At 36.9% G+C, this 26,303-nt stretch carries 22 protein-coding genes and 1 tRNA gene; 9 read left to right on the top strand and 14 right to left on the bottom strand.

From position 1 onward, the window contains the following. Nucleotides 1–56: 56 nt before the first annotated feature. The 7 genes from B0X80_RS14230 to B0X80_RS14200 all read right to left on the bottom strand — a co-directional run bounded on the left by B0X80_RS14230 (nt 57) and on the right by B0X80_RS14200 (nt 7,751). Nucleotides 57–1,109 (bottom strand): aldo/keto reductase, encoded by a 1,053-nt coding sequence (locus tag B0X80_RS14230; RefSeq protein WP_077341344.1) that lies wholly within the window; start codon nt 1,107–1,109, stop codon nt 57–59. A 217-nt stretch (nt 1,110–1,326) separates the two neighbouring features. Continuing rightward, a complete protein-coding gene (locus tag B0X80_RS14225) occupies nt 1,327–2,361 on the bottom strand; it encodes a phenylacetaldoxime dehydratase family protein (protein ID WP_077341342.1) in 1,035 nt (344 codons plus the stop codon). Beyond that, nucleotides 2,354–3,367: a carbon-nitrogen hydrolase family protein gene (locus B0X80_RS14220; protein ID WP_089024891.1), complete on the bottom strand. Its 1,014-nt coding sequence runs from the start codon at nt 3,365–3,367 to the stop codon at nt 2,354–2,356. Before B0X80_RS14220 ends, B0X80_RS14225 begins: the two co-directional genes overlap by 8 nt. Before the next feature lie 45 nt (nt 3,368–3,412). Next, the gene (locus tag B0X80_RS14215; protein WP_077341338.1) at nt 3,413–5,704 is read right to left on the bottom strand and encodes a TonB-dependent receptor; all 2,292 of its coding nucleotides are present in this window, start codon (nt 5,702–5,704) and stop codon (nt 3,413–3,415) included. Between the two features lie 149 nt (nt 5,705–5,853). After that, nucleotides 5,854–6,792, bottom strand: coding sequence for a thioredoxin-disulfide reductase (gene trxB / locus B0X80_RS14210; protein WP_077341336.1), 939 nt, complete (start codon nt 6,790–6,792; stop codon nt 5,854–5,856). Nucleotides 6,793–6,822: 30 nt separating this feature from the next. Further along, the gene (locus tag B0X80_RS14205; protein WP_077341334.1) at nt 6,823–7,143 is read right to left on the bottom strand and encodes a thioredoxin family protein; all 321 of its coding nucleotides are present in this window, start codon (nt 7,141–7,143) and stop codon (nt 6,823–6,825) included. A gap of 20 nt (nt 7,144–7,163) precedes the next feature. Next, nucleotides 7,164–7,751: a carboxymuconolactone decarboxylase family protein gene (locus B0X80_RS14200; protein ID WP_077341332.1), complete on the bottom strand. Its 588-nt coding sequence runs from the start codon at nt 7,749–7,751 to the stop codon at nt 7,164–7,166. 133 nt (nt 7,752–7,884) lie between these two features. On the opposite strand from B0X80_RS14200, the gene B0X80_RS14195 reads away from it, so the two are divergent. Continuing rightward, on the top strand, nt 7,885–8,661 hold the full coding sequence (locus tag B0X80_RS14195) for a helix-turn-helix transcriptional regulator (protein ID WP_139345326.1): 777 nt from the start codon (nt 7,885–7,887) through the stop codon (nt 8,659–8,661). Nucleotides 8,662–8,716: 55 nt separating this feature from the next. On the opposite strand, the gene B0X80_RS14190 is transcribed toward B0X80_RS14195, so the two are convergent. Further along, on the bottom strand, nt 8,717–11,890 hold the full coding sequence (locus B0X80_RS14190; RefSeq protein ID WP_175623950.1) for a TonB-dependent receptor: 3,174 nt from the start codon (nt 11,888–11,890) through the stop codon (nt 8,717–8,719). 476 nt (nt 11,891–12,366) lie between these two features. On the opposite strand from B0X80_RS14190, the gene B0X80_RS14185 reads away from it, so the two are divergent. The 4 genes from B0X80_RS14185 (at nt 12,367) to B0X80_RS14170 (ending at nt 17,215) form a co-directional block, all read left to right on the top strand. Then, nucleotides 12,367–12,864 (top strand): sigma-70 family RNA polymerase sigma factor, encoded by a 498-nt coding sequence (locus B0X80_RS14185; protein ID WP_245825466.1) that lies wholly within the window; start codon nt 12,367–12,369, stop codon nt 12,862–12,864. A 1-nt stretch (nt 12,865) separates the two neighbouring features. Next, the gene (locus B0X80_RS14180) at nt 12,866–13,933 is read left to right on the top strand and encodes a FecR family protein (protein ID WP_077341329.1); all 1,068 of its coding nucleotides are present in this window, start codon (nt 12,866–12,868) and stop codon (nt 13,931–13,933) included. 152 nt (nt 13,934–14,085) lie between these two features. Then, nucleotides 14,086–15,822 (top strand): arylsulfatase, encoded by a 1,737-nt coding sequence (locus B0X80_RS14175; protein ID WP_217697155.1) that lies wholly within the window; start codon nt 14,086–14,088, stop codon nt 15,820–15,822. Nucleotides 15,823–15,943: 121 nt separating this feature from the next. Next, nucleotides 15,944–17,215: an MFS transporter gene (locus B0X80_RS14170; RefSeq protein WP_077341325.1), complete on the top strand. Its 1,272-nt coding sequence runs from the start codon at nt 15,944–15,946 to the stop codon at nt 17,213–17,215. Between the two features lie 308 nt (nt 17,216–17,523). On the opposite strand, the gene B0X80_RS14165 is transcribed toward B0X80_RS14170, so the two are convergent. The 5 genes from B0X80_RS14165 to rpsU all read right to left on the bottom strand — a co-directional run bounded on the left by B0X80_RS14165 (nt 17,524) and on the right by rpsU (nt 22,456). Beyond that, a tRNA-Ile gene (locus B0X80_RS14165) sits at nt 17,524–17,600 on the bottom strand. A 234-nt stretch (nt 17,601–17,834) separates the two neighbouring features. Next, entirely contained in the window at nt 17,835–19,676 is a 1,842-nt protein-coding gene (gene rpoD, locus B0X80_RS14160; protein WP_077341323.1) for an RNA polymerase sigma factor RpoD, read from the bottom strand. A 153-nt stretch (nt 19,677–19,829) separates the two neighbouring features. After that, nucleotides 19,830–21,587 (bottom strand): DNA primase, encoded by a 1,758-nt coding sequence (dnaG, locus tag B0X80_RS14155; RefSeq protein ID WP_077341321.1) that lies wholly within the window; start codon nt 21,585–21,587, stop codon nt 19,830–19,832. 168 nt (nt 21,588–21,755) lie between these two features. Further along, complete coding sequence (locus B0X80_RS14150) at nt 21,756–22,202, bottom strand: GatB/YqeY domain-containing protein (protein ID WP_077341319.1); 447 nt, start codon at nt 22,200–22,202, stop codon at nt 21,756–21,758. Nucleotides 22,203–22,240: 38 nt separating this feature from the next. After that, nucleotides 22,241–22,456, bottom strand: coding sequence for a 30S ribosomal protein S21 (gene rpsU / locus B0X80_RS14145; RefSeq protein ID WP_076420232.1), 216 nt, complete (start codon nt 22,454–22,456; stop codon nt 22,241–22,243). Nucleotides 22,457–22,696: 240 nt separating this feature from the next. Between rpsU and tsaD the strand changes: the two genes are divergently transcribed. Next, complete coding sequence (gene tsaD, locus B0X80_RS14140) at nt 22,697–23,722, top strand: tRNA (adenosine(37)-N6)-threonylcarbamoyltransferase complex transferase subunit TsaD (RefSeq protein WP_077341576.1); 1,026 nt, start codon at nt 22,697–22,699, stop codon at nt 23,720–23,722. An 11-nt stretch (nt 23,723–23,733) separates the two neighbouring features. Here tsaD and plsY read toward each other — a convergent pair whose 3' ends face one another. Further along, the gene (plsY, locus tag B0X80_RS14135) at nt 23,734–24,330 is read right to left on the bottom strand and encodes a glycerol-3-phosphate 1-O-acyltransferase PlsY (RefSeq protein ID WP_425439715.1); all 597 of its coding nucleotides are present in this window, start codon (nt 24,328–24,330) and stop codon (nt 23,734–23,736) included. 259 nt (nt 24,331–24,589) lie between these two features. On the opposite strand from plsY, the gene folB reads away from it, so the two are divergent. Genes folB through B0X80_RS14120 form a run of 3 tightly spaced genes read left to right on the top strand, consistent with a single transcriptional unit; the run spans nt 24,590 to nt 26,267 of the window. Next, the gene (gene folB, locus B0X80_RS14130; RefSeq protein WP_076420229.1) at nt 24,590–24,946 is read left to right on the top strand and encodes a dihydroneopterin aldolase; all 357 of its coding nucleotides are present in this window, start codon (nt 24,590–24,592) and stop codon (nt 24,944–24,946) included. Further along, on the top strand, nt 24,946–25,458 hold the full coding sequence (gene folK, locus B0X80_RS14125) for a 2-amino-4-hydroxy-6-hydroxymethyldihydropteridine diphosphokinase (protein WP_077341315.1): 513 nt from the start codon (nt 24,946–24,948) through the stop codon (nt 25,456–25,458). Before folB ends, folK begins: the two co-directional genes overlap by 1 nt. Beyond that, on the top strand, nt 25,455–26,267 hold the full coding sequence (locus tag B0X80_RS14120; protein ID WP_077341313.1) for an undecaprenyl-diphosphate phosphatase: 813 nt from the start codon (nt 25,455–25,457) through the stop codon (nt 26,265–26,267). The genes folK and B0X80_RS14120 overlap by 4 nt, the downstream gene beginning before the upstream one ends. The last annotated feature ends 36 nt before the right edge of the window (nt 26,268–26,303 follow it).

Genomic DNA, 26,303 nt, shown 5'->3' with positions numbered 1-26,303 from the left:
CGCCCAAGCTAATAAGTTGAACTAGCTTGGGGAGACATATATTTTTTATTAAATAATTAAAAAGGTGTAGGGTAATCTCTTAATACGCCGTTAATATCATTTAATGCTTCGTTACTTAATTCAATATCAAATCCTTTAATATTTTCTTTCAGTTGCTCCATAGTCGTTGCACCAATAATTGTTGACGTTACCCCGCGTACTTGTTTACACCAAGCTAATGCGAGTTGTGCTGGCGTAATATCGTATTGGTTGGCAATATCGATATAGGCAGCTGTTGCTTTGTGGGCGGAAGGCGTATCTCTGTATATACCGTTTCTTTGTTCATAGGTCCATCGGCTACCTTCTGGGCGTGTATTATTTAAGTATTTACCCGTTAACATACCCGTAGCAAGAGGCGACCACGGTAAATACGCGATATTTTCACGAATGCAGTTTTCGAGTAAATAAGGAGAATCTTGTGTATGTAGTAAACTGAATTCGTTTTGAACAGAAACAATACGTGGCAAATTATATTGTTCACTGAGTTTTAAATAGGTATTAATCCCCCAGGGGGTATCATCAGATAATCCACAATGCCTAATTTTTCCAGCTTCTACACAGCGCGATAATCCTTGTAGAATATCAAGCATATCTTCAATTTCACGTTCTGAAGTTGTTTGCGTGAAATCAATTTGATTGGGCCAATGGTTTCCAAAGTGAGGGAAACCACGATTAGGCCAATGTAATTGAAATAAGTCGATATAGTCTGTTTGTAAGCGTTTTAACGAGCCTTCAACTGCAAGCTCTACGTTTTTACCTGTGATTGGCTCTCCGTTTCTGATCCAAGGTAAACCTTGCCCTGAGATTTTTGTGGCTAACACAATATCTTTTCTTTTATCGGGATTGTTAGATAACCAGTTACCTATAATCGTTTCGGTTTTACCGTAGGTTTCTGGTGCAGGAGGAACAGCATAAAGTTCAGCGGTATCAATAAAGTTAATATCTTGAGATAACGCATAATCAATTTGTTGATCTGCTTCTTGCTGATTATTTTGTAACCCCCAAGTCATACTACCTAAGCAAATCTCTGAAACCGATAAATCGCTACTGCCTAATAAAGAATATTTCATAACTACCTTATGAATGGTTAATTAAAGTGTATGCCATTTGATATTGGTACGGGTAGGCGGAATACCAAGGTGAATAGATGAATTAATGCTCGTTTTTTCTATTACTTGTTCTAATTTAACACTTAAAAAATATTCAAATTTAATGGTTATATACCTATTCCATCTCAATATGCAGAACTTACACAAGAGATGGAATAGGAAGATAGCTTTGAACTTGTTATCTATTCAGCCCATTAAGTAGCCCTGTGTTTGGTGCGCAATTAATGTACTCAGCAAACTGATTTTCTTTAGGCAATATAGAAACCTCATGTCCGAATCTAGAGCCAATAGTGGCAATATGTTTAGGAATATACTGCTTAAATGAATTAAAAATCGCCTTGTGAGTAGGGTGATGTTCAGACCAACCTTCTAAATCTTCTAACGATTTAAAGTAAGCATAACCAAAGGTATGGTCTGTACTATTACCATTGTCATCTAAAAAAGACATAAACCGACAATCGTAACAATTAACTTCTTCACCTTCATCTCGTAAAAATTGCATGCCCTTAACCAGTGTTGGGTATACATCTTGATAGTATTCGTCGCGCTCTTCACCCTGTGAATCATTCATGTTTTGATCTGAACGAATAATTGCCAAGTTATGGTTAGCCGCTACAATAATGCGATTTTTCTCTTGAGAGACTACCTCTATTGCCCCTTCTGCATCAAAGCGGTTAATCGCGGAGTCAGGAATACGATCTCGCATACTTCCCCAATAAGCGTGAGTGTCTATTTCTTCACTTACGCTATCTCTAATATGAGAGGCTCCCACAAGATGATCTTGATGTGAATGTACAATTTCGTAACGCGATAATGGTATGTTGAATACTTCACGATACAAGCCAAACGGCTGTGAATTATCGGCATACTGCTCCCATAATTGCGTAAACGTTTTGTTTACGAATAATGATGACAATTTGTCGCCGTCTAACCAATAGCTGGTTAATACCACTTGAGATTTACCCGTATTGTCTTTAATACACTCTGCTAAGTCGATGTAATCACACCCTTGTGTATTTTGTACTAATACTTTTAAATCTAAAATAGCTTTTACTGCCTTTGCTCGGTCTGCAATGTTAAATTGCAGACCAAACAAAACCATGGCTATTTCGGTTTTATCACTATCAAATTCAGATGAATAAGAAGGAAAGGGCGGTTTCCAGCCTTTAGGCATTCTTAACGAATACTTACGCACATCGCTGGTTTTAGTCATTAGTATTCTCCTCTAGCCCTGCAGTGTCTTGTTCACTTTGAACAGGGGTAGGTGAAAAATCATTAAACGGCATAACGACCGGTGCTGGTTTGTCATTGAATAATAGTCGAAATACATCAGGTCTTGAATAATGACCAACCGGATCTGCCGCAGCTTTACAAAACAGGATTTTATCTAGGTCAATTTCTGCAATAACTAAGCCTTCTTCATCTTCAGGTAAATAGTCTGCTAAAGGCCCGCCATCTGGTCCAAATATTTGTGAATAACCTCCTCCAATTTTGACTAAGGCTTTTTTCTCATCGGTATTGCATAGTAGTTCATGTATTTCTTCAGAGATAACGGCACAAGAACTTATAACAAAACATTGTCCTTCAGCGGCATAAATTTGGTTTGCAGCAATACTAAGGCCTGGGCTTAGTGCGTAAGTACGATCAGCATAAACACTGTATGCAGGCCAAGCAGCAACATGTATTTGTTCATGTTTAGAAAACATGGCGTATTTAGATAAAGGCTGTAAATGCTCCCAACAGCAAAGAGCACCAATTTTGCCAAGTTCTGTGTCGTTAACAATAATGTCGCTACCATCGCCTTCACCAAATATAGCTCGCTCTACGTGAGTCGGCTTTAACTTACGTCGGCGTGATAGTAATGTGCCATCAGCAGCAAAGTGCCATTGAGCCATGTATAAAGTGCCGTTGTCTCTTTCTGAAACGCCCATAATAACCTGAAGATTATTACGCTTTACGGCTTCGCTGATTGCTTTTTCGTGGTGACTATTTGCTTCAATAGAATTATTCGCATATTTAGCCGAATAATGAATAGTATCTGCTGGCGTACCTAGCCAAATATACCAAGGGTAACCGGGTAGCCATGTTTCAGGAAAAGCGAGTAATTGAATACCTTGTTGACCTGCTTGGTCAATCAGGTCAATGGTTTTGGCTACTGCTTTGTCTATATCCATAAATCCGGGAGCCGCTTGAACTGCTGCAACTTTAATTGTACTCATGATTTTTTCTCCATGATGTTAAATTTTGAATTGACTAAAAACGCTTTATTCAAAGCGATAACCAACCGTTAAGCCAAATTGACGAGGGGCGTTATAAGTGACGTATTCTGCACCGACTTCGCCGGGGGCAACACCAAGAGAGAAGCCAACAAGAATGCTTGTTTCTTGAACTTCGTCTGTTAGATTAGTGACATAAAATTCAGAGAAGTATTTTTCGTCTGCACTTGTCCACAATAAACGGAAATTAATGTTATAATAATCAGAAGCAAGAGAGGCATCAGTGTTAGTAAATTCATAATAAATTTCATCAGTGTATGAACCTTCTAATCGGGCAATGAGTAGACTATGGTCGCTAAATTCCCATTCAGCATTCACCCCCAAGTTATATGCCAGCTCAGGTGTTCTTGTGAGTTGATTACCAGCAAAGTTTTGGCCAGGGCCAGTGATCAATTCATCATATTCTGCATCGGTGTAAGCAAAAGAACCATCAACAGACCAAATATCACCTAAAAGCAGCATAACTTCAGCTTCTAAACCTTTAATCGTAGCAGCACCAGCATTACCCGCTTCAGGACCAAAATCGCCAAAAACTTGAAATTGCAAATCGGTATAGTCACTGTAGTAAGTGGCTAAATTTAATTGCATAGTGTCTTCAAGTAATTGTGATTTGTAACCGACTTCATAAGTATCAACAAATTCAGGATTAAAGATTGGACTTGCGCCTGATGCAGCTACGGTTTGTTGACTTACACCACCACTTTTATAGCCTTTTGAATAAGAAGCATATAACAAAGCATTATCTTGAAAATTCCAATCAATCGCTAATTTACCAGTTACCTCACTGGAACTGACTTCTACGGGATCAACGACTTGGGGAGCAAAGAATATATTGCGGTTAAAACCTTCTTTTTCATCATCTGTATAACGTAGCCCCGCGGTAACGGATACTGTTTCACTTAGGTTGTAAGTGCCTTGTACAAAAGCTGCATAAGAGGTGGTTTCTATGTCGCCACCAATTCTAAATGAATAGTTTTCATTAAAGTTAGGTACGGTAGCAGTTAAAAATCCTGTTACAGCATCAAAGCGAGGGCCAATTAAGCTACTAAAGCGGTCTACTTCTTCGGTAAAATAGAAAAGGCCTGCAATCCAGCGAAATTCACTATTGGCTGGCGAAATAAATTGAATTTCTTGAGAGAACTGTTTGGCATCTTCTTCAACAACGAGTACTTGTAGTGAAGCTGCGCTGGAGTCGCTGTCTTGAATAGTGGTGTAGTCTGATTCAACGATAGCGGTAATTGATTTGATCGAGAAATATTCGCCTTCCCAATCAAGGGTTGCTGAATATAAATCAAAAGTACTCTCTTGTGATTCTGCTTGATCTTTAGTTTCTTTAAAGGCTTCAAGGTTATTAATTAATGGGGAGCCATTTTCGTCAGCTATACGTCTTAATGGTTCAGGTCCCGGACCAAACAATACACCTGTTGAATAAGGGTCTCGTTGCTCTGCTTGGCTTCCTATACCATTATTTTCAATATGTGTTGCTGAAAGTAATAAATAAGTAGAGTCAGAGAGTTCAATATTTAAGTGGCCGCGTATACCACTGTTGTCTGAGTCGTTTGCTTCAGTGCCTCCCGGGAAGAGGTTTTCGGTAAAACCATCTCGGTCTTCATTGAAAGCGACAACTCTTGCTGTGACAGAGTCGTTAATAGGTATATTGATAGCTCCACGCACTCTGCGGAGGTTATAGTTACCAATAGTCGCGTCAAGTTTTCCACTTAAGTAATCGTCAGGTTTATTGGTAATTAAATTAACAGAACCGCCAGTAGCATTACGTCCGTATAAGGTTCCTTGTGGGCCACGTAACACTTCAACACGTGTTACATCAAAGGCTGAAAACAATGCACCAACAGGACGGCCAACGTATACGCCGTCTACATGCATAGCAACACCAGGATCACTGCCGCCTGTAGTGTTTTCAGAGCCTACACCTCGAATATTTAAAAAGGTTGTTGGACCAAAATTACCAAATTGAAGTGATGGTACTAAAAAGCTTAAATCTTCAACGCCATCGAAACCGCTTTGTGCTAAGGCGTCTTCATTAAGTGCGCTAACAGCAATTGGTATTTCTTGTAAATTTTCTGTACGTTTTTGAGCTGTTACTTCAATGACTTCTAACTTGCTTTTTTCTTTTGGAACTTGAGTGTCAGTATCCTGAGCTATTGCCGGAAACATAGCGGTTACCAAAGCAGCAGTAAGCAGATTTAAAGTAAACTTAACTTTTTTAGATGAGACACTAGATTGTCTCATTAATTGGTTTTGTAGCAAAAATATAGACATAGAAACCTCTTATTATTTTTAGAATTGAATTTAAATGTTGTTATTGCGCCTTGTACTTTTTTATTTATTGAATTTTATTATTTTTATAACGGATTAATTTCTAATAGGTTTTGCGATAAAGAAACAACGCCTATAGAAATGTTATTAACCTATTCGGCTAAAAATTTTTCTGCATCTAAAGCGGCCATGCAGCCTGAACCTGCAGAAGTAATTGCTTGTCGATAAATTTGATCAGCTACATCTCCGGCAGCAAAAACACCATCTACACTGGTTTGTGTTAAATTTCCTTTATTTCCACCAGTAATAGTCAAATATCCATGGTCCATTTTAAGCTGTTGATCAAATAATCCTGTATTTGGGCTATGACCAATGGCAATGAAAACACCATCTAATTCAAGTATTTCGGTGGAATCATCGATCATTGATTTGAGCCTAATCGCACTTACACCTTTTTCATCACCTAATACTTCATTTAATGTTGCATTAAGTTTTAGTTTTATATTGCCTTGCTTAACTTTTCTATAGAGTTGATCTTGTAATATCTTTTCTGATTTGAATGTATCGCGACGGTGAATAAGGGTGACTTGCTTGGCTATATTCGATAAATAAAGCGCTTCTTCAACAGCAGTGTTACCGCCGCCTATTACAGCTACCTCTTTACCTTTATAGAAAAAACCATCACAAGTAGCACAACCACTAACACCTCTACCTAGAAAAGCTTGTTCTGACGGTAAACCTAAATATTTAGCTGAGGCACCTGTTGCTATTATTAGGGCATCACATGAGTACTCATCTTGTTCACCCGTTAATATAAAAGGACGTTTCGATAAATCTGCCGCTACAATATGATCGTAATGAACTTCAGTATCAAAGCGCTCTACTTGCTCTTGCATTGCAGTCATTAGGTCGCCACCTTGAAGACCTACTTGACCACCAGGCCAATTATCAACATCGGTGGTTGTAGTTAATTGGCCTCCAGGTAAATTACCTGAAATTAACAAAGGTGATAAGTTAGCCCTTGATGCATATAGCGCTGCGGTATAACCCGCAGGGCCTGTTCCTAATATAATGAGTTTTTCGTGGCGCATATAAACCTCCAATTATTTGATTAATGAGCGCTATAAGTGCTCATTAATCCACTTTTCAAGTTGAGACTTCATTAATGCACCTGAACGGCGAGCAACTTCTTTACCTTGCTTAAAAATTAAAACAGTAGGAGTCGCCTTGACGTTAAGTTCATCGGCTGATTTTTCAAACTCTTCCATATTAGCCATCACTAATTGAAAACGTTCTGGGTCTACTTGAGCAATGTTCGTTAGCGCAGGGCCAACCATTTTGCATGGGCCACACCATGGTGCCCATACATCAATAACTAAGGGCTTTTCAGTGTTGGAAACTAGCGCTTGAAAATTGCTATCTGTTACATTAACTGTAGTCATGTTATTTCCTCTAGCATGTGTTAAACATGCTTACCTTCTTCAAAGCCGCCCACTGCGCGTTTAGTTACTTCTTTAGGATACTCCTCCAGTTGAGTAGCCATGGTGTCGTTCCACCGATTTAAGTAACCAAATAAAGCAACACTTGCTACTATTTCTACAATTTGACCTTCGTCAAAGTATTTTGCTAATTCGTCAAAATCTTCTTGGCTGGCTTCATTAGGTAGAGTGCCTGCTTTCATCGCAAGAGTGATTGCAGCGCGTTCAGCATCTGAAAATAAGTCACTTGTTTCAAATTCCCAGATAGCCGCAATTTTTTCATCTGATGCTTCGTAGATACTTGATAAGTTAGCCATATGTGATTGGCAGTAACGACAACCTGAAGCTAAACTAGAGGCTAAGCTCACTAGCATTTTAATTTCTTTATCAACAGTGCCTTCATATAAAACGGCTTGATTAAGTGCCATAAAGGTTTTAACAATATTAGGACGACGCGACATGGTTCTGATACTGTTTGGTACGAATCCTCGAGTTTTATTGTAATGCTCGAAGCGTTCTACTATTTCTTTGTCGTTGATTTCATCATTTTCTAAAGGTCGAAGATGAGGCATATGTTTTCTCCACAATGTAAGGTTGATATTTACTATAGTGAGTTGAATGAAAAGTATATGTCCCATCAAAAGAGGACGAAAAGTGTTCATAAAAAGTGCTTTAATTGTTATTCATTCATGCGGGAGTTAGACATTGCCTATAAAAAAACAAATGATGTTAAGTTCAAAAAAAATGGTGGATGTGATAGATAATTTGGGGAATAGCCAATTTAGTGAGGCATTTTTACAGCTACTTAATAGTGTTGTGAGGGTTGAACATTTTTCTTTGGTACAACTTGGAGAAAAAGAAGCTCGATTTATTACTTCAGCTAATATTAAAGGGATAGATATTCCTAAATCATTACAGAAAATGTATCTCACCCATTACTTTAAAAAAGATCCTAATATTCAACTGTTAGTAAAGGCTAAAAAAAGTGATAAGGTACTATTTAGTCGATTAATACCAGAAGATATTGAAGATTCGAGTTACCAGCATTTTTTTGATTACGATATAAAAATAGTGGATCGGCTTTCATTTTCAAAAGGTAGTGATAGAGGTTTATATTGTATAAATCTTTATCGCTTTAGTAAGAAATATTCCTCTGTTGAAATTGAAAAGATAACAAATGTTTCTAACTTTTTGATGAGCTGTGCGATAAAACATACTCGACTTGCCGGTGGTTTATCTGATTTTTTAACTAGAGAAGCTCAAATTAATGAGTTAGAACAAAGATTACATGCCATTAATAGTAAGCTAACAACAAGAGAATTAGGCGTTTGTGCTAGAGCCTTACTTGGTTTGTCTAGCGAGGGGATAGGGTTAGATTTAGGCATTAAAATAACCAGTGTGCAAACCTACCGTAAACGCGCTTATGCTAAGTTAAACATATCAAGCCAAAATGAATTGTTTGGTTTATGTTTGAAGAATTAATAAAGCAGAGACAATTGCCTCTGCTTTGAGTTACTTAGACTATTAATTCAATAGATTAGAAGCTTGCTCTAACACCAAATGCGTATCTAGGACCACTTGATTCTAAAGATAAAAACTGAGACTCATATCTACCATGTTGTCGGGTAAATGAGTCAGTTAAGTTTGTACCTTCAATAAATACTTGTGTGTCTTCATTGATATTATAAGCGATTCTTGCGTCTATTTGATCGTATTGCTCAGTAAACCATGGTTCAACACCTTGGAATTTAGTAAAAAATTCATCACGATTGTTATAAGCAATTCGAGCTTCGATCACGGTATCATCATAGAAAAACACAATATTTTGTGAATCACCTAAACCTGGTAGCGCAATATTGTTATCAATTTTGTTTACATCAAATTCATCTTTTGCACCAACAAAAGTTAAGTTAGCTGAAATACCAAAATGATTAAAAGGAGCAGGTAATACATCAAATGTATGTTGGAAACCAATTTCAAAACCATCAACACTGGTTTCTTCTAAGTTACGTGGACGTGTAATATCGAAGTAAATAGTATTGCCGTCAATATTACTTCTGTCTTCTGTAATAAGTGATAAGCTGTTAGGTTCTTTAAGTGTAATAGGCTCTCTTGCTTTACCACTAACAATAAAGCCGTCAATGTCTTTTCTAAAATAACCTATAGTTAAATAACTTGTTTCGTTGTAATACCATTCAAACGATAAATCGTAGTTTTGTGCTACAAACGGATCTAATTCTGCATTACCTGCGGTAGCCTCTAAACTAGAAAGGCGCACTTGTTGTGGAAATGCTGGCGCAGGGTTCAAGAAGGTCATATCAGGGCGTGTTAATGTTTCTGAATAGGCTGCACGAACAACTATTTCATCTGTAATATCAAGCTTTGCATTAATGCTAGGTAGTAAATTACTGTAACTTGCTGAGGCTGTTGTTGCTTCTGGTTCACCTAGTGTACTTACTAACACATCGCCAGTATTACCAGCTGGAGCTAAATCTTTAAATACGCGGTTAGCGCCCGTAGAATCAACCTCTGTATCTGTGTAACGTAAGCCCGCATTAATAATTAAGGGCATTTCTGCTAATTCAAATTCAAACATAGCATTAACATAAGCTGAAAAAAGCTCTTCTTTAACGTTGTAACCACGAGAAGGATCAACCACGGCATCATAACCTGAAATTGCAGCAAACTCTGCGGCAGACGTTCCAGGAGCTAGTCCTGCTATTTGGTCGCGCATTGCTAATGTGCTGGGTTGTGCGTAATAAGCTAATATTTCTTCAGGATCAAACTGAATAGAGTCATTAGCAAAATCACCATTGGCTGCGCTTAAGAAATCCTTACGGTTTTCAGAGGTAAATAATGAAGCTGGTAATGGAATAATTGTTGGTAAGCGATAAAACTGTGGATTTGTTGAGCGCATGTTAATTCTGGTTTTTTCTTGCGAAGAACTAATTAACCCAAAGCTAACTTGTGTTAAATGATCGAAATCTAGCTCCCAATTGAAATCAACTTTAGCTTCAGTAATATCATCTTCAAAAGTAAAACCTTCACGTTGTGTAAACCATGAATTTTGATCGTTAACATCGGCAACGGTTTGTGCTTCACCTAGTGTATAATCAAATTGATTCACTACACCGTCACCGTTTAAATCAACGTTCGATGGTGTAAAGTTAAAGTTTGTTTCAAGCGGAGCATCAGTACCTTGTGAATTATCTATACGTTGTAGTTTATCGCCCCCTCTAATAACCACATAATAATCTTTACCTGCCGCAGGGTTTTCAGAACTTGATTTAGAAATATCAAACGTAGCGGTTAACTGATCGGTAATGTTCCATTCAAGATTTGCGCCGAACTGAAGTGCTGAGGCGGGGCGGTTTCTCGCTTGAAATATATTCATTGGCCCTTCAATCATGTCGTAACGAATAACAACATTATTTTCGTCAACTACCATGTTGTGTACATCATTTTTATTACGGTGCGATATTCTTGAAATAGCTTGCGTTGTAATATCAAAATCTGTGTACATAGCATCTACAGTTAAGTGTAGGTTGTCTGCCATTTCAAATTGAACGGTACCTGTATAGCCAGTACGTGTTCTGTCTTCCTTGGTGCGCATAAAGTTGTGTTGTCTTTGATATACGTAATTACCTACACCATTACCTTGGCCGTCAGCAAAGCGCCATAAGTCACTTTCAGATACATCCCAGGGATCAAAGCGCTGTGAATCAGGAGACCATGAAGTGATAGATGAATCTAAGGTCGCTTTACGTTCTTGATGAGAAATAGATAATAAAACACCAATGGTATCATCAGCAAAAGTATTGCTAACAAAACCAAAGAGGTTAGGAGTGATATCGCCTGTTTTATCTTCGTAGGAACCTTTTGCACTGACTACTGCTTTAAATTCGCCAATGTCTAACGGACGTTGAGTTTTTAAGTTAATGGTTGAGCCGATGCCACCTTCTTGTAATGCCACGCTGGACGTTTTAAATACATCAACACTACCAATGAGTTCAGCAGAAAGTAGGTCGAAGTTAAAAGCACGACCTTCAGCGTCTGACGCCATACGACGTCCATTAACTAAAACCGTATTAAATTGGGGACCAAAACCACGTACGGTAATTTGTTGTCCTTCACCACCACTACGATCAATTGAAACACCTGAAATACGTTGTAGCGACTCAGCTACGTTGGCATCAGGAAATTTACCTATATCTTCAGCAACTATACTGTCTTGTATGAAGTTACTATTTTTTTTGAAATCGGCAACGGCCGTTAAACTTTGTCTGATCCCATTAACTGATATAACTTCGATTTCTTCTTTGTTGTTTGTTGAATTGTTAGAGTTCTCTTCCGCTAAGGCTTGTGAAGCGCTTACTGAACTAAGAACAGCTAATACAGCTCCGGCAACTTTGCTTTTTTTATTATTGAACATGCTTTCTCTCTCAAAACTTGGATCTAATAAAATAGATATTTGTCCTTTCTCATCAGCGTTCATTTCGAGATTTGTATTTTGAAGTAACAATTCTAAAGCTTGTTTAATTGTGTACTTACCGACAACAGCGTTGGTTTCTATGTTTTTAATTTTATTCATAGGAAACATAAACGTAATGTCTGCTTGTTCTGCGAAACTAATTAACGATGAGAAAGCCCACTGTTTTGGAATGTTGAAATCTAGTTTTTTGGTATTTTCAGTCGCATATGCTTGTTGCATAAAAGTAAAATTGACAAAAAATAAAAAAATAAAACAGCTAATTTTCGTCCATTCCTTTAGTACGTTTTTTTGTCGTACTGGTGAAATAGACGAATGAAAAATTTTTTTCCTCCATAGAAAAAATTGAAAATATTCGAAGAGTGAAAGCATTGAAAAATTCACGTAATTCTTAACTTGTTAATATCAAAGGATAATTTGAAGTTGTATGCATGATTTATTTTTGTTCTTATAAGTTATAAAGTTTCACCTATATTATTATAGGAATCTATTGATCATATCAATGTGTAATTGAGATGTTATAGTTAATATAAAAGAGTTACAAATGGATTAGCGGATTTTTGATTTTCAATCGTCTTCTACTTAGTAAGCATTGATAGACGTCAAAAATATTATAAAAAGTGAGAATCGCTATTAATAAAGAACATAACACTTTTACTAAACTATATCTTGCCTCAAGAGATAGTATAAGCCGTATTGTGGCTTCTATAGTACCTCCTCATGAAATTGAAGATGTAGTACAAGAAACTTATGTGCGCCTCTGCCAGGCAAAAAATACAGATAAAATATCATCTAAAAAATCGTTTATGTATACAACGGCTAAAAATTTAGCGTTAGATTATCAGAAAAGAGCAGGAACGCGCTTGGTTGACGATAAAATCGATTGGTCTGAATTGGAACATATTATTGAACACAGTAATGATGATAGTGTATTAAAAAGTGTTATTAGTAATGATGAGTTTTCAAAGTTTTGTGAAGTTATTCGGCAGCTCCCCGCGCAATGCAGAAAAGTCTTTGTGTTAAAAAAAGTTTATGGTTATTCACAAAAAGAAATTTCTAAACATATGAATATTAGTGAAAGCACAGTAGAAAAACACATATCATCAGGAACCAAACGTTGTATGTTAATGGTTCAACAAAATGATATTAAATCAAAAGATAGAGTAACTCTAAAAAGTCATGGAGTTAAAGGTTAACATGGACAATATACATATTCTTAAGCCACAACGTATAGAAGATGAAAGGATCCTTGATGATGCCTGCGATTGGATTGCTAAAATTGATCGTGGTTTGTCGGCTAAAGAAACATCTGAATTTCAAACATGGTTATATGAAAAACCCGCACATTTAGCGCAAATGCTTAATGTTGCCAAAATGTGGGACAAAATGGACGACTTAGAACGTTTATCTGACATTTTTCCTGAAAATCAAGTTCAAAGAAAAAAACCATCTTTATTTATTGGCGCTGTTGCTGCTTCGTTAGTGCTGGCTTTTACTCTAGTTTTCTTAAATTTTAGTCATTTCTTTACAACAACGCCTCAAATAGTTATGCAACCTGCTGAATCTACCTATAAAACCAAGGTTGGTGAAATGGACACAATAACTTTGCCTGATAATAGTTTACTTGTATTAAATACAAATACGATTGTGAATATGAAATACACCAATGACGTAAGAATACTAGAGCTGGTTCAAGGTGAAATACATATCGACGTAGCTCATGATGAATCGAGACCTTTAAGTGTATTAGCTAATGGAAAAATTATTCAAGCGGTAGGTACAGCTTTTAATGTTGAAGTAGGTTCAGACATCGTTGAACTTATAGTGACTGAAGGTAAGGTGCTTGTTGAAGATAAATCAACAAATCAGTTTAAAGCTGATGTGGCTAACCACAAGGTTAAATTACCTAAAACGTCTTTGGCTGTGTCGAAAGGTGAAAAAATTGATTTAGATACCGTGGAAAAAAGTGCTAAGCAATCAACGGTGGTTAAATTAGATCCAATCGATATTATTTCTTCTTTATCCTGGCAGGAAAAGAAACTCATCTTTAGAGGTGAGTCCTTATCACAAGTGGTTCATGAAATTAGTCGTTATACCGACTTACAAATTGAACTTGATGATAATGAGGTATTGAAACAAATTAATGTTGTAGGGGTTTTTAAAACAGGCGATGTAACGGAATTACTCGTTGAGTTTAAAAAGCACTTCAACATTACTCATGAAAAAACAAGCGACAATAAAATTAAGCTTTATTTTGCTAGTTAGTTGATCCCATTGATATTACATCTTCTTGGCTATTAACATTCAACATAGGATAAAAATAATAAAGAATGAAAACTTCATACAAAAACAACACAGCTTTAATTAAATCCGTAAGCCTATATACGTTTTTACTAACTTTACTTTTGGTTAATCCGTTGAGTCTAAAAGCTTCTTATGCGAAAGACAGGCCTAATATCGTTATCATGATGACAGACGATCAAGGTTATGGCGATATTGGTGCTCATGGTAATCCTTATTTAAAAACCCCTAACATAGAGGCTATTGGTGAACGTGGTCTAGAAATGACCAACTTTATTACCTATCCCAATTGTTCAGCAACTCGTGCAGGACTTTTAACTGGGCGTTATCCTTATCGCACAGGGGTTACAGCTGTAACACAAGTTGATCACTTTATGCGTGGTAGTGAAACAACCTTAGCCGAAGTGTTAGCTGATAATGGTTATAGAACAGGAATTTTTGGTAAATGGCACTTAGGTGATAATCATCCGATGCGGCCTACAGACCAAGGATTTCAAGAAGCTTTAGTACATAAAGGCGGTGGTATTGGTCAAGCGGCAGGTCCTGCGAACAATACTTATTTTGATCCTATTTTAGAACACAATAATGTATCTAAAAAATACAAAGGTTATTGCGACGACATCTTCACAGATGCTGCAATGGACTTTATGAGTAAGAAAGACAAAAAACCTTTTCTACTTTATTTATCAACAAACTTACCGCATCTACCTTTACAAGTACCCGATAAGTTAGCTGAGCCTTACCGTAAAATGGGGCTGCATGAAGATAATGCATTGGTTTACGGCATGATTGACAGTATTGACTACAACGTTGGTCGTGTAATGGCTAAATTGAAAAAGTTAGGACTTGAAGAAAACACTATCGTACTGTTTTTATCAGACAATGGCCCTCGTCATCGCAGAACCAAAAATGATTCTTACCCTGGTCGTTGGGTAGCTAATCTTCGTGGGACTAAAACAAGCGTATATGATGCCGGTATTAAAGTACCATTTTACGTGCAGTGGCCAGGTAAAATAGATCCTCAAAAACAAGCTAAAAATATGGGAACAATTATCGACTTATTCCCAACATTATTAGAGGTTGCTGATGTTGATTTACCAAAAAATGTTCATATAGATGGTCGTTCGTTATTACCTTTATGGACAAAAGGTGAAACTAAAAACGTTGAAAACAGAGACTTCTTTGTACAAATGCACTATGGACCTACACCGTTTAAATATATGCACTTCAATGTAAGAACATCAAAATACAAATTAGTAAGTCCGCACGATTTTCCACATGGTATTGTTCATCAACCAACGGATTTTGTATTACAAAATGTAGTTAAAAACCTAGAACTTTACGACATGGAAAACGATCCTAGCGAGCGTATTAACATTGCTAAACAGCATCCCGATATTGTAGAAGCCATGTTAGAACGCTATGAAAACTGGTTTGATGAGGTAACTGAAGAACGTGATACGGCAGGAATAGAGCGTATTTCTTTAGGATATAAAGCACAGCCAGAAGTTACGCTTTCACGTTTTGATTGGGGGGGGCCTCGTGTTATTTCTCGTTTTGATTACGGCGGACCTCGTGTTGTTGAAGATAACCAACTAGGTTATTGGGAAGTTCGTAGTAAAAAAGGGCGCTATAATGTGTCTTACGATTTACCTGAAATTACGAAAGATAGTGTTGCTCATCTAAAATATAAAAATGTTCATTTACAAAAAAATATTAAAAAGGGACAGAAAACAGTAAGCTTTAATAAGGTTAACCTTCCTGAAGGCGAAGGAAACTTTCATGCTTATATTAAAATGGATAGATTGCCTGTAGGGCCTGTATTTGTTGATGTGAAGCGCATTGATAAGTAATTGAATAATTAAAATAAGAAAATATTAACAAGTTCAACTTTATGTAAAGGCATTCATACTCTCCCCCGTGAGTGCCTTTACATTTTTTATAAAACAATAATAAGACCTTTTAGGAAACTCAATGAGTATTGATAAAAGCCATCAACAATCTAAAGCAAGATTTAAAATATTATCACTTATCTTTTTAAGTGTAGTCATCAACTACATGGATAGAAGCAACATGGCTGTTGCTGCTCCAATGCTATCAGCAGAGTTAGGTTTTACTACCGTTCATATGGGATACATATTTGCAGCTTTTGGTGCAACTTATGCTCTAATGCAAATACCTGGCGGTATATTAGTTGATTACGTTAAACCACGTATATTATACCCGTTTATTTTAACTGCATGGTCTATAGCTACTTTAATACAGGGCTTTGTAAGTAGTGTTACAGCCCTTATTGGTTGTCGAATGGCGATAGGTGTTTTTGAAGCACCATCTTACCCAGCAAACAATAAAATTGTTACATCGTGGTTTAGTGAAGAAGAACGCGCTTCTGCAATCGCCGCTTATACATCCGGACAATTTATTGGTTTAGCGTTTTTAACACCTGTACTTATTTTTATCCAAGCAAGTTTTGGCTGGCGTGGACTATTTATTATCTCTGGTTTAATAGGTATTGTTTGGGCAGCTATTTGGTATTTTGTTTACCGAGATCCAAGTGATGTGAATGAAGCTGCAAAAGAAGAAGCTAAAACAGAAGTTATTGCTTTTGAATGGAAAAACCTGCGAGAAGCTTTCTCACATAAAAAACTTTGGGGTATATATATTGGCCAATTTTGTTTAGGTGGTTTATTAATATTCTTTTTAACTTGGTTTCCAACTTACTTAATGGAATTTAAAGGCTTTAGCACCATAAAAACAGGGTTTTTAGGATCTATACCTTATATTTTTGCCTTTTTTGGGGTACTTATTTCAGGCTTTCTTTCTGACTTCTTAGTACGTAAAGGCGTATCTAAAGAGGTATCTCGTAAAGCGCCCATTATTGCCGGAATGTTATTGTCTACCAGTATTGTTGGTGCAAATTATGTTGATAGTGAGTTTGCTGTAATAGCATTATTATCAATCGCTTTTTTTGGTAATGGTTTAGCATCAATAACCTGGGTTTTTGTATCATTATTAGCCCCAGAGCGTATGGTAGGTTTAGTTGGTGGTTGTTTTAACTTTATCGGTGGTTTGTCGGGTGTTTGTGTGCCTATTATCATTGGTTACCTAGTAGAAGGTGGTGATTTTAAACCAGCGTTAATTTTTATTGGAGCATTGGCGTTAATTGGTTTAAGTAGTTACTTATTCTTGGTCGGTAAAGTGGAGCAAATAGAAATTAAACCTAAAGCTGCAGCATTACAAAATTAATCTTCTTTCAATAGTCGCTAAAGCCTTAATCGAGTGGTATCGGTTAAGGCTTTTTTTATTGATTTAAAACTGTTTTACCACTACTTCAGTGGGTAGCCGCTTATTTAAGGCCTCTATACTACAAGATATTCATTAAAAATAATTAAACAATGTTAGTTTGCTTGTGATTATTAAGGTCTTAAGAATACGATTCTAGGATACAGGTTTTGATTAAAAAATTGTGGATGATATATAGTAATTAGATAGAAAATTTTATAAGAAATATAGATTTGTATTTATATACATGTTTGAGGGAGAAGAAGTGAAAATGGTGGGCCCTCCCCGACTTGAACGGGGGACCTGCCGATTATGAGTCGGATGCTCTAACCAACTGAGCTAAGGGCCCATTTTCATGGCCTAGGCCTGAAAACTTTTTCTTGCTAAAAAACATTACATCTCAAAGCGGCGTGAAGTATAAGCATTTTTTATTTTGTTGTCACCACTATAATCTCAAATAATTTATAAAAATTGACTGTTAGCTTAATTGTTAAACAAAATAGGCGTTTATTTATTTTTTAATAGCCAAAAATGAAAAAATCCAGCACTTGGCTGGATTTTTAAATAAGGTGTTAAATGATTTTTATTCGCCGTCTAAGAAACTTTTAAGTTGCTCTGAACGAGAAGGGTGACGTAATTTACGTAACGCTTTTGCTTCGATTTGACGAATACGTTCACGTGTAACGTCAAATTGCTTACCAACTTCTTCTAGCGTATGGTCAGTATTCATATCAATACCAAAACGCATTCTTAATACTTTAGCTTCACGTGCTGTTAAACCAGCGAGTACTTCGTGAGTTGCATCTTTTAAGTTTTCAGAGGTTGCAGAATCAACAGGTAATTCACCGCTACCATCTTCAATAAAGTCGCCTAAGTGTGAATCTTCGTCATCACCGATAGGGGTTTCCATTGAGATAGGTTCTTTTGCTATTTTTAATACCTTACGAATTTTATCTTCAGGCATTACCATGCGCTCAGCTAACTCTTCAGGAGTAGGCTCACGACCCATTTCTTGTAACATTTGACGAGAGATACGATTAAGTTTGTTAATCGTTTCAATCATGTGTACAGGAATACGGATTGTACGTGCTTGGTCAGCAATAGAACGTGTTATTGCTTGGCGTATCCACCATGTTGCATACGTTGAAAACTTGTAACCACGACGGTATTCAAATTTATCAACCGCTTTCATTAAGCCGATGTTACCTTCTTGGATCAGATCTAAGAATTGTAAACCACGGTTGGTGTATTTTTTAGCGATTGAAATAACAAGACGTAAGTTAGCTTCTACCATTTCTTTTTTCGCACGGCGAGCTTTAGCTTCACCAATTGACATACGACGGTTAATGTCTTTAATGCCATGTACGTTTAGGTAGGTTTCTTCTTCAATCATGTTAAGTTTGTAGATGCAACGTTCTACGTCTAACTCAATATCAGCTAGCTTAGCTGAATGAGGTAAGCCCGCATTTTTTTGCTCGTCAAACCAATCTTTTGATGTTTCGTTACCTGGAAATATTTTGATAAAGGTAGATTTAGGCATACCTGCACCAACAACACAGTGCTTCATGATCAAACGCTCTTGAACACGTAAACGGTCCATTACGCTGCGCATGTTTTTAACTAAGCGATCAAAAACTTTAGGTACGATTCTAAATTCTTTGAATACTTCAGCTAATGCATCAATTGCAACTTGTGCGTCAGCATGGCCGCGGCCTTTATCACTGATGATTTTGTTTGCAGCTTCATAAGCATCACGAAGTAAGCCAAACTTTTCTTTGGCTAGTTCAGGATCTGGGCCTGTATCTTCTTCTTCTTCGTCTTCATCATCGTCGCTGTCTTTATCTTCATCATCTAATTCTTCTTTAGATAATTCAGAACCAATATGGGTAGCAGCGGCAGGAATTTCTTCTTCTTCGGCATCAGGGTCTAAAAAGCCAACGATAATATCGCTTAAGCGAACTTCTTCAGCTTCAAAGTTGTCCCATTGCTCTAATAAGTAATTAATTGCAGGAGGGTATTCAGAAACAGAACGTTGTACTTCTTTAATACCTTCTTCAATACGTTTTGCGATAACTATTTCGCCCTTACGGGTTAATAGCTCAACAGTACCCATTTCACGCATATACATACGTACGGGATCTGTTGTGCGACCAATTTCGCTTTCAACAGAAGCAAGTGCTTGCGCAGCAGCTTCGGCAGCGTCTTCATCGGTATTCGCTTCACTCATCATTAAGGTATCGTTATCAGGCGCGTTTTCAAACACCTGTATACCCATGTCGTTGATCATTCTAACGATGTCTTCAACTTGGTCAGAGTCAATAATCTCTTGAGGAAGATGATCATTAACTTGAGCAAACGTTAAATAACCTTGCTCTTTACCTTTAGTTATTAGCTCTTTAAGCCTAGATTGTGGGGCTTTATCCATTGACGAGTGTCCACCTAATTTATGGGTATCAAATTGAAAAAAGTAAGCCTTGAATTATAGCAATATGCTTGCTTAATTACCAGACGTAAACCGATATATTGTTAACTAGTTGTTATATCAAGTTGATTATTTATATACAACTTTAAACGCCTATTAGGCGCTGAGTAAACTATGTAATTCTTGTTTTTCTATTTTTGTTAAACCTGTTGTTTGTTCTTTTGAAAGTAAGGCTTCAGTACGTTGTTCGATAAAGATATTGAGAAAACGTTCAATAATATCTAAAAAAGTAGATTCTGCGTTTTCTGGTTCAATATGGTGCTCTAAGTACATTAATTTAGTGAGCTGCTTACTTTCTTCTTGACCTCTATACTTTTCAATAATTTGTGCACTATGAATACTTGGGTTTTGCTTGCATATCATAAGTAGCTGATTTAACAAGGGTATTCCAGGTACATTTAAATGTGTAAGTATCGATATATCAGGTAAAGCATTAACTATATGGGGATGCTCAAGTAATAATGCAATAGCTAATCGAACAGGTGTTATTTTTGTTTGCTTTTTTATGGGCGTTTTTGTGTTTTTTGAAGCAAAAGCTTTATTTAATTTAGCGAGTTGCTGCTCATTACCGCTGCCAAAGTTATTAGCGAGTTTGGTTACAATTGCATCTTTTAAATGGCTGTCAGGTAGCTTTTCTAAGTATGGCTTAAAGTTATTAATAGCAGATGATTTTCCTTCGGCGGAAGTCATATCGTATTGAGCTAATAAATGCTCAAATAAAAAGTCAGAAAGAGGTGTTGCTTGATCGATTATAGCCTCAAAAACTTGCTGGCCTTTTGTACGTATTAAGCTATCAGGGTCTTCTCCGTCAGGTAAAAAAACAAACCTTAGTGAGTAACCATCTTGAATTAAGGGTAGGGCATTATCCATTGCTCGCCAGGCCGCATCTCTACCTGCTCTATCACCATCATAACAACATATCACTTCTTTAACGGTTCTAAAGAGTGTTTGTAGTTGTTCTGGTGTTGTTGCTGTTCCTAAAGATGCTACAGCGTAACTTACACCATGCTGGGCTAAGGCAACTACGTCCATATAACCTTCAACTACAAGTAAGCGTGATAACTGTTTGTTTGCTAATTTTGCTTCATATAAGCCGTAAAGTTCTTGACCTTTATGATAAATACGTGTTTCTGGAGAGTTTAAGTATTTAGGTGTGCCGTCTGATAAAACTCTGCCACCAAAACCTACAACTCGGCCGCGTTTGTCTCTAATTGGAAATTGAATACGGCCTCTAAATCTATCATAAGGCTTATTTTTATCGCCTTGAATTGCCATGCCTAGATCAACGAGTTGCTTGGTTGTTGCTGCATTTTTAGCAAATACGTTCATCATGCCGTCCCAAGCGTCACTAACGTAACCAATGCCAAATTGTTTGACTATTTCGCCACTTAAACCGCGACCTTTTAAATAATTTATAGCGGTCTCTTTGTCATGAGCAACACGAAGTTGCTGTTGGTAAAAACGGCTGATTTTTTCCATTAAGGCATAATCATCTTGTTTTTGTGCGTAGACTTGTTGCTGTTGTTTTTGTTGTGCGGGCGTTTGATTATTGTCTTCACGCGGGACGGTCATGCCGTAGTGTGAAGCGAGTTCTTCTACAGCATCAGGAAATTCTAATCGATCAAATTCCATTAAAAATGAAATAGCATTGCCATGTTCGCCACAACCAAAGCAATGATAAAATTGTTTATCTTGGCTTACGCTAAACGAAGGTGATTTTTCGGTATGAAAAGGACAACAAGCTTGATAGTTTTTACCTGCTTTTTTTAAAGGAACACGACTATCAATAAGCTCAACAATATCAGCTCTGGCTAATAAGTCATCGATGAACTGTCTTGGGATCATACCTGCCATATAATTAGAACACTCGAATGTTGAGAATAGGGAACTTCGTTTTCTATTTTACACAATAAAATCGTTTGATTGATATTAGTTTTCAATCTTTAAATTTAAGGGAATAAAAAACCGCGAGGCATAAGCAATCGCGGTTTATTTTGAGACTTCCCTTGTGGGAATATAAAGTTAACTATTTAAAGTATTTCTTACTTGACCGCTTACTGCGCCCAAATCTGCTTTACCTTGCATAATAGGTTTTAATATTGCCATTACTTTGCCCATGTCAGCCATTGAAGCTGCACCGGTTTCTGTTATTGCTGTATTAATTAAATCATTAATCTCATCTGCAGTGAAAGGTTGAGGTAAAAACGTATTTAACGCTTCAACTTCAGCCGCTTCTTTTGCAGCTAATTCATCTCGACCACCATCAGTAAACATTTTAATAGATTCTTTACGTTGTTTAACCATTTTAGTTAGAACGGCTAATACGTTTTCATCTGTTGCTTCTGTACCGTGATCTATTTCAGCTTGTTTAACAGCTGATATCGCCATGCGAATAACACCAAGACGCAATTTGTCTTTAGCTCGCATAGCAATTTTCATTTCATCTTTTAGTTGACTAAGTAGACTCATAGGTTGACTCAGTTGACTGAAGTAAGTACTAAAATATCTTAGTACATACGAACGCGACGAGCGTTCTCACGAGAAACTTTTTTAGCAGCACGTTTTACAGCAGCGGCTTTCTTACGTTTACGTTCCCAAGTTGGCTTTTCATAACATTCGCGACGACGAACTTCTGAAAGGATACCTGCTTTCTCACATGAACGTTTAAAACGACGAAGTGCTACGTCAAACGGTTCGTTCTCTCTTACTTTAATTACTGGCATTTTTTTTGTTAACCTTTGTGTCTATTTAAATCTATAAAATTGGTAACCTTCTTAGCCTAAGCCTCGAAATCACCCGCTCTATCAAAAATTGGTGCCGTATTCTAAAGCCAACAGGTAAGTAAAGTAAAGTAATAATAACAATATGACACTTTAAATGGTGGAGAATTGCTTTTTAAATGGTGGAGAATTGCTTTTATCACAGGTAAAATTGCGCGCTTAACTTTTGAGGATTCTTTTTATATGCGTATTTTAGGTATTGAAACATCATGTGATGAAACAGGTATTGCTATTTATGATGACGAGCAAGGTATTATGGCTCATCGTTTATATAGCCAAATTGCTGTTCATGCGGATTATGGTGGAGTAGTGCCTGAGTTGGCGTCACGTGATCATGTACGTAAAACCATTCCTTTAATTAAAGAGGTGTTAGCTGATGCTAATTTAACACCTAAAGATTTAGATGGTGTTGCTTATACTGCAGGTCCTGGCTTAGTGGGCGCGTTATTAGTTGGCTGTTCTATTGGACGAAGCTTGGCTTATGGTTGGGGAATACCGGCTGTGCCTGTTCATCATATGGAAGGTCATTTATTAGCGCCAATGTTAGAAGACAATGTACCTGAGTTTCCTTTTGTTGCTTTACTTGTGTCTGGCGGGCATACCATGTTGGTACGCGTAGATGGTATTGGACAGTATGAACTGTTAGGTGAGTCGGTTGACGATGCAGCAGGTGAAGCCTTTGATAAAACGGCTAAACTCTTGGGTTTAGATTACCCCGGAGGGCCTGTTTTAGCAAAAATGGCTGAGAAAGGTGTTCATGGCCGCTTTGTATTTCCTCGCCCTATGACTAATAAACCGGGTTTAGATTTTAGTTTTAGTGGTTTAAAAACAGCAACAGGTACCGCTATTCGTGAAGAAAAAGCAAAAGGGACTATGGATGAGCAAACTCATGCTGATATTGCTTACGCTTTTCAAGATGCTGTTATTGATACTATAGCAATAAAATGTAAAAGAGCATTGAAAGCCTGTGATTTAAAAAGACTAGTGATTGCTGGTGGTGTAAGTGCTAATACAGCGCTACGTGAAAAGTTAGCGGTTATTACTAAAAATTTAGGTGGTGAAGTATTTTATCCTCGCCCTGAATTTTGTACCGATAATGGTGCCATGATCGCTTATGCTGGTTTACAACGGTTAAAGTCGGGCGCCGAACAAGAGTTAACGTTTAAAGCTACACCACGCTGGCCGCTTGATACGCTTCCTGCAGTTTAATGTGCAGAGTGTTAGCTTTTTACTGATATTTTATTCTCTGTACCTTTAAGTAAGCGTTGAATGTTATCTTTATGTCTCATAATAACTAGTGCGCTCAACATAAGTACAGGGAATACATAAATGGGCTTGATCATCCATGTATATAAAGGAGCTAAGCTAACGGTTACAATAGCCGCTAAACTCGAATAGCGTGTAAGTTTAGCTACAATTAGCCAAGTACCAATTAATAGCCCTCCTAAAGTAAAACCTAATGGTAATAAAACACCAAAAGCTGTTGCAACGGCTTTACCCCCTTTAAAACCAAAAAATATGGGGAACATATGCCCTAAACACGCAGCAACCCCGATAAAGCCAATATATAAAGGTTCTATGCCTAAAAAGTAAGCCCCCCAAACTGGAATAGCTCCTTTAATCACATCAAAAAATAAAACGAAAGCAGCGGTTAATTTATTGGTACTACGTAGCACGTTGGTTGCGCCGGGGTTATGTGAACCAACATCACGAGGATCAGGTAAATGTTGAATTTTACATATTAAAATAGCACTAGAAATTGAGCCCGCTAAATAAGCGAGTACAATTATTCCTAATATTAAATAATAATGTGTAATGAGTTTTCTCTTAAAATATTGTTAAGTAGTTATAAGTGAATCTAAAGTTATCTAATTATAGAAAACAACGTTCTCATTAGGTGCGCTAATGAGTAAAGCCTAAAGATAGTTAATTATATTCTAATACATTTCTGGTTTTTAATGATTTAGATAGGTAAAATTACGCCTAATAAATAATTCAATTGGTATTATGCATCAAATTAACTATTTGAAGTTATAACATAATCTAATTATGCCGTGTAATAAAGAGTTTTGAAATATGGATAAAGTTTGTATCGAAGGTTTAAGCATTCAAACCACTATTGGCTTTTATGAGTGGGAAAAGCAAATCAAGCAAACACTGATCATAGATTTAACACTAGGTTGGGATATATCCAAAGCAGCACTTAATGACGAATTAGCAAAAACATTAGATTACGCAAAAATTTCTGAAGACGTAGAAGTATTTGCTAATGCTAATCCCGTCGATTTAATTGAAACATTGGCGGAACGTTTAGCTCAGTACTTAATGAGCACTTACCAAATTCCGTGGTTAAAACTTAAAGTGGGTAAACCTGGCGCTGTTCATAACACCAAAACGGTTGGTGTTGAAATTGAAAGAGGCGTAATGGCTTAATGTCGTACCTTTATATTTCTTTAGGCAGTAATATAAATAGGGAATATCACGTTAAGCACGGTCTGACTGAACTTGCAAAAGTATTTGGTGCTTTAACGCTTTCTTCTTTATATGAAAGTAAAGCCGTAGGTTTTGATGGCTCAGACTTTTATAACATGGTTATTGGTGTAGAAACGTCAAACACGATTGAAGAGGTTGCTAATACATTACGTACTATTGAATTTAAGTACGGACGAGAGCAGCAAGCTAAAAAGTTTAGTCCACGTACTTTAGATTTAGATCTCTTACTGTTTGATGAACTTATTCTTAATACACCCGCACAAATCCCCAGAGATGAAATTACAAAAAACGCTTTTGTTTTATGGCCGCTTGCTGAAATAGCCGAAAGCCTTAAACATCCTGTTACTAACCAATCGTATGGCCAGCTTTGGCAGAATTTTGATAAAGCGAGTCAGTCGATCACCCAAATACCATTTTCATGGTCACACATTATGGATAATCAAAATACATGAGTACTTTAGAAATATTTTTATTAGCTGTTATTCAAGGCTTTACTGAATTTTTACCTATCAGTAGTTCGGCTCACTTAATTTTACCTTCTGCTGTTTTAGGCTGGCAAGATCAAGGTTTAGCCTTCGATGTAGCAGTACATGTGGGTACTTTATTAGCTGTTGTTTTATATTTTAGGAAAGAAGTAGGCAGCATGGCTGTTGCGTGGATTTCAACTATTACGCAGCGTAATAAAGAAACAGAAAGTAATTTTGATGGTACATTAGCTTGGTGGATTTTGTTTGCCACAATTCCTGCCGGATTATTTGGTTTACTGGGTAAAGATATTATTGAAGAGTATTTACGCTCAGCCTTGGTGATTGCCGGAACAACCATTATTTTTGGTGTGCTACTTGGTTTTGCTGATATTAAAGCTAAACAAAATGTAAGTATTGAAAAAATGGGCTTTAAAGGCGCTATGCTGATTGGTTTCGCACAAGCTATAGCGTTAATTCCTGGAACTTCCCGTTCAGGTATAACCATGACCATAGGTTTAATGTTAGGTTTAAGTAGAGAAAACGCGGCTAGATTCTCATTTTTATTATCAATTCCCGCTATTGCAATGGCCGGAAGTTACTTAACACTAAAACTTATTACTTCAGCTGATGCGGTTGATTGGAATGCGATAGGCTTAGGTAGCGTACTTGCTTTTGTTAGTGCATACGCCTGTATTCATTTCTTTTTAGTGTTACTTGATAAAATAGGTATGATGCCATTTGTTATTTACCGTTTAGTGTTAGGCTTTGGTTTATTGTGGTTTGTATTAGGTTAAAATTTAATTATTGTTTAAGTTAAAAAAACGTGCTTT

This window comes from Pseudocolwellia agarivorans (assembly GCF_002000085.1).
Taxonomy (GTDB): domain Bacteria; phylum Pseudomonadota; class Gammaproteobacteria; order Enterobacterales; family Alteromonadaceae; genus Pseudocolwellia; species Pseudocolwellia agarivorans.
This window is presented reverse-complemented; position numbering and strand designations above follow the sequence as displayed.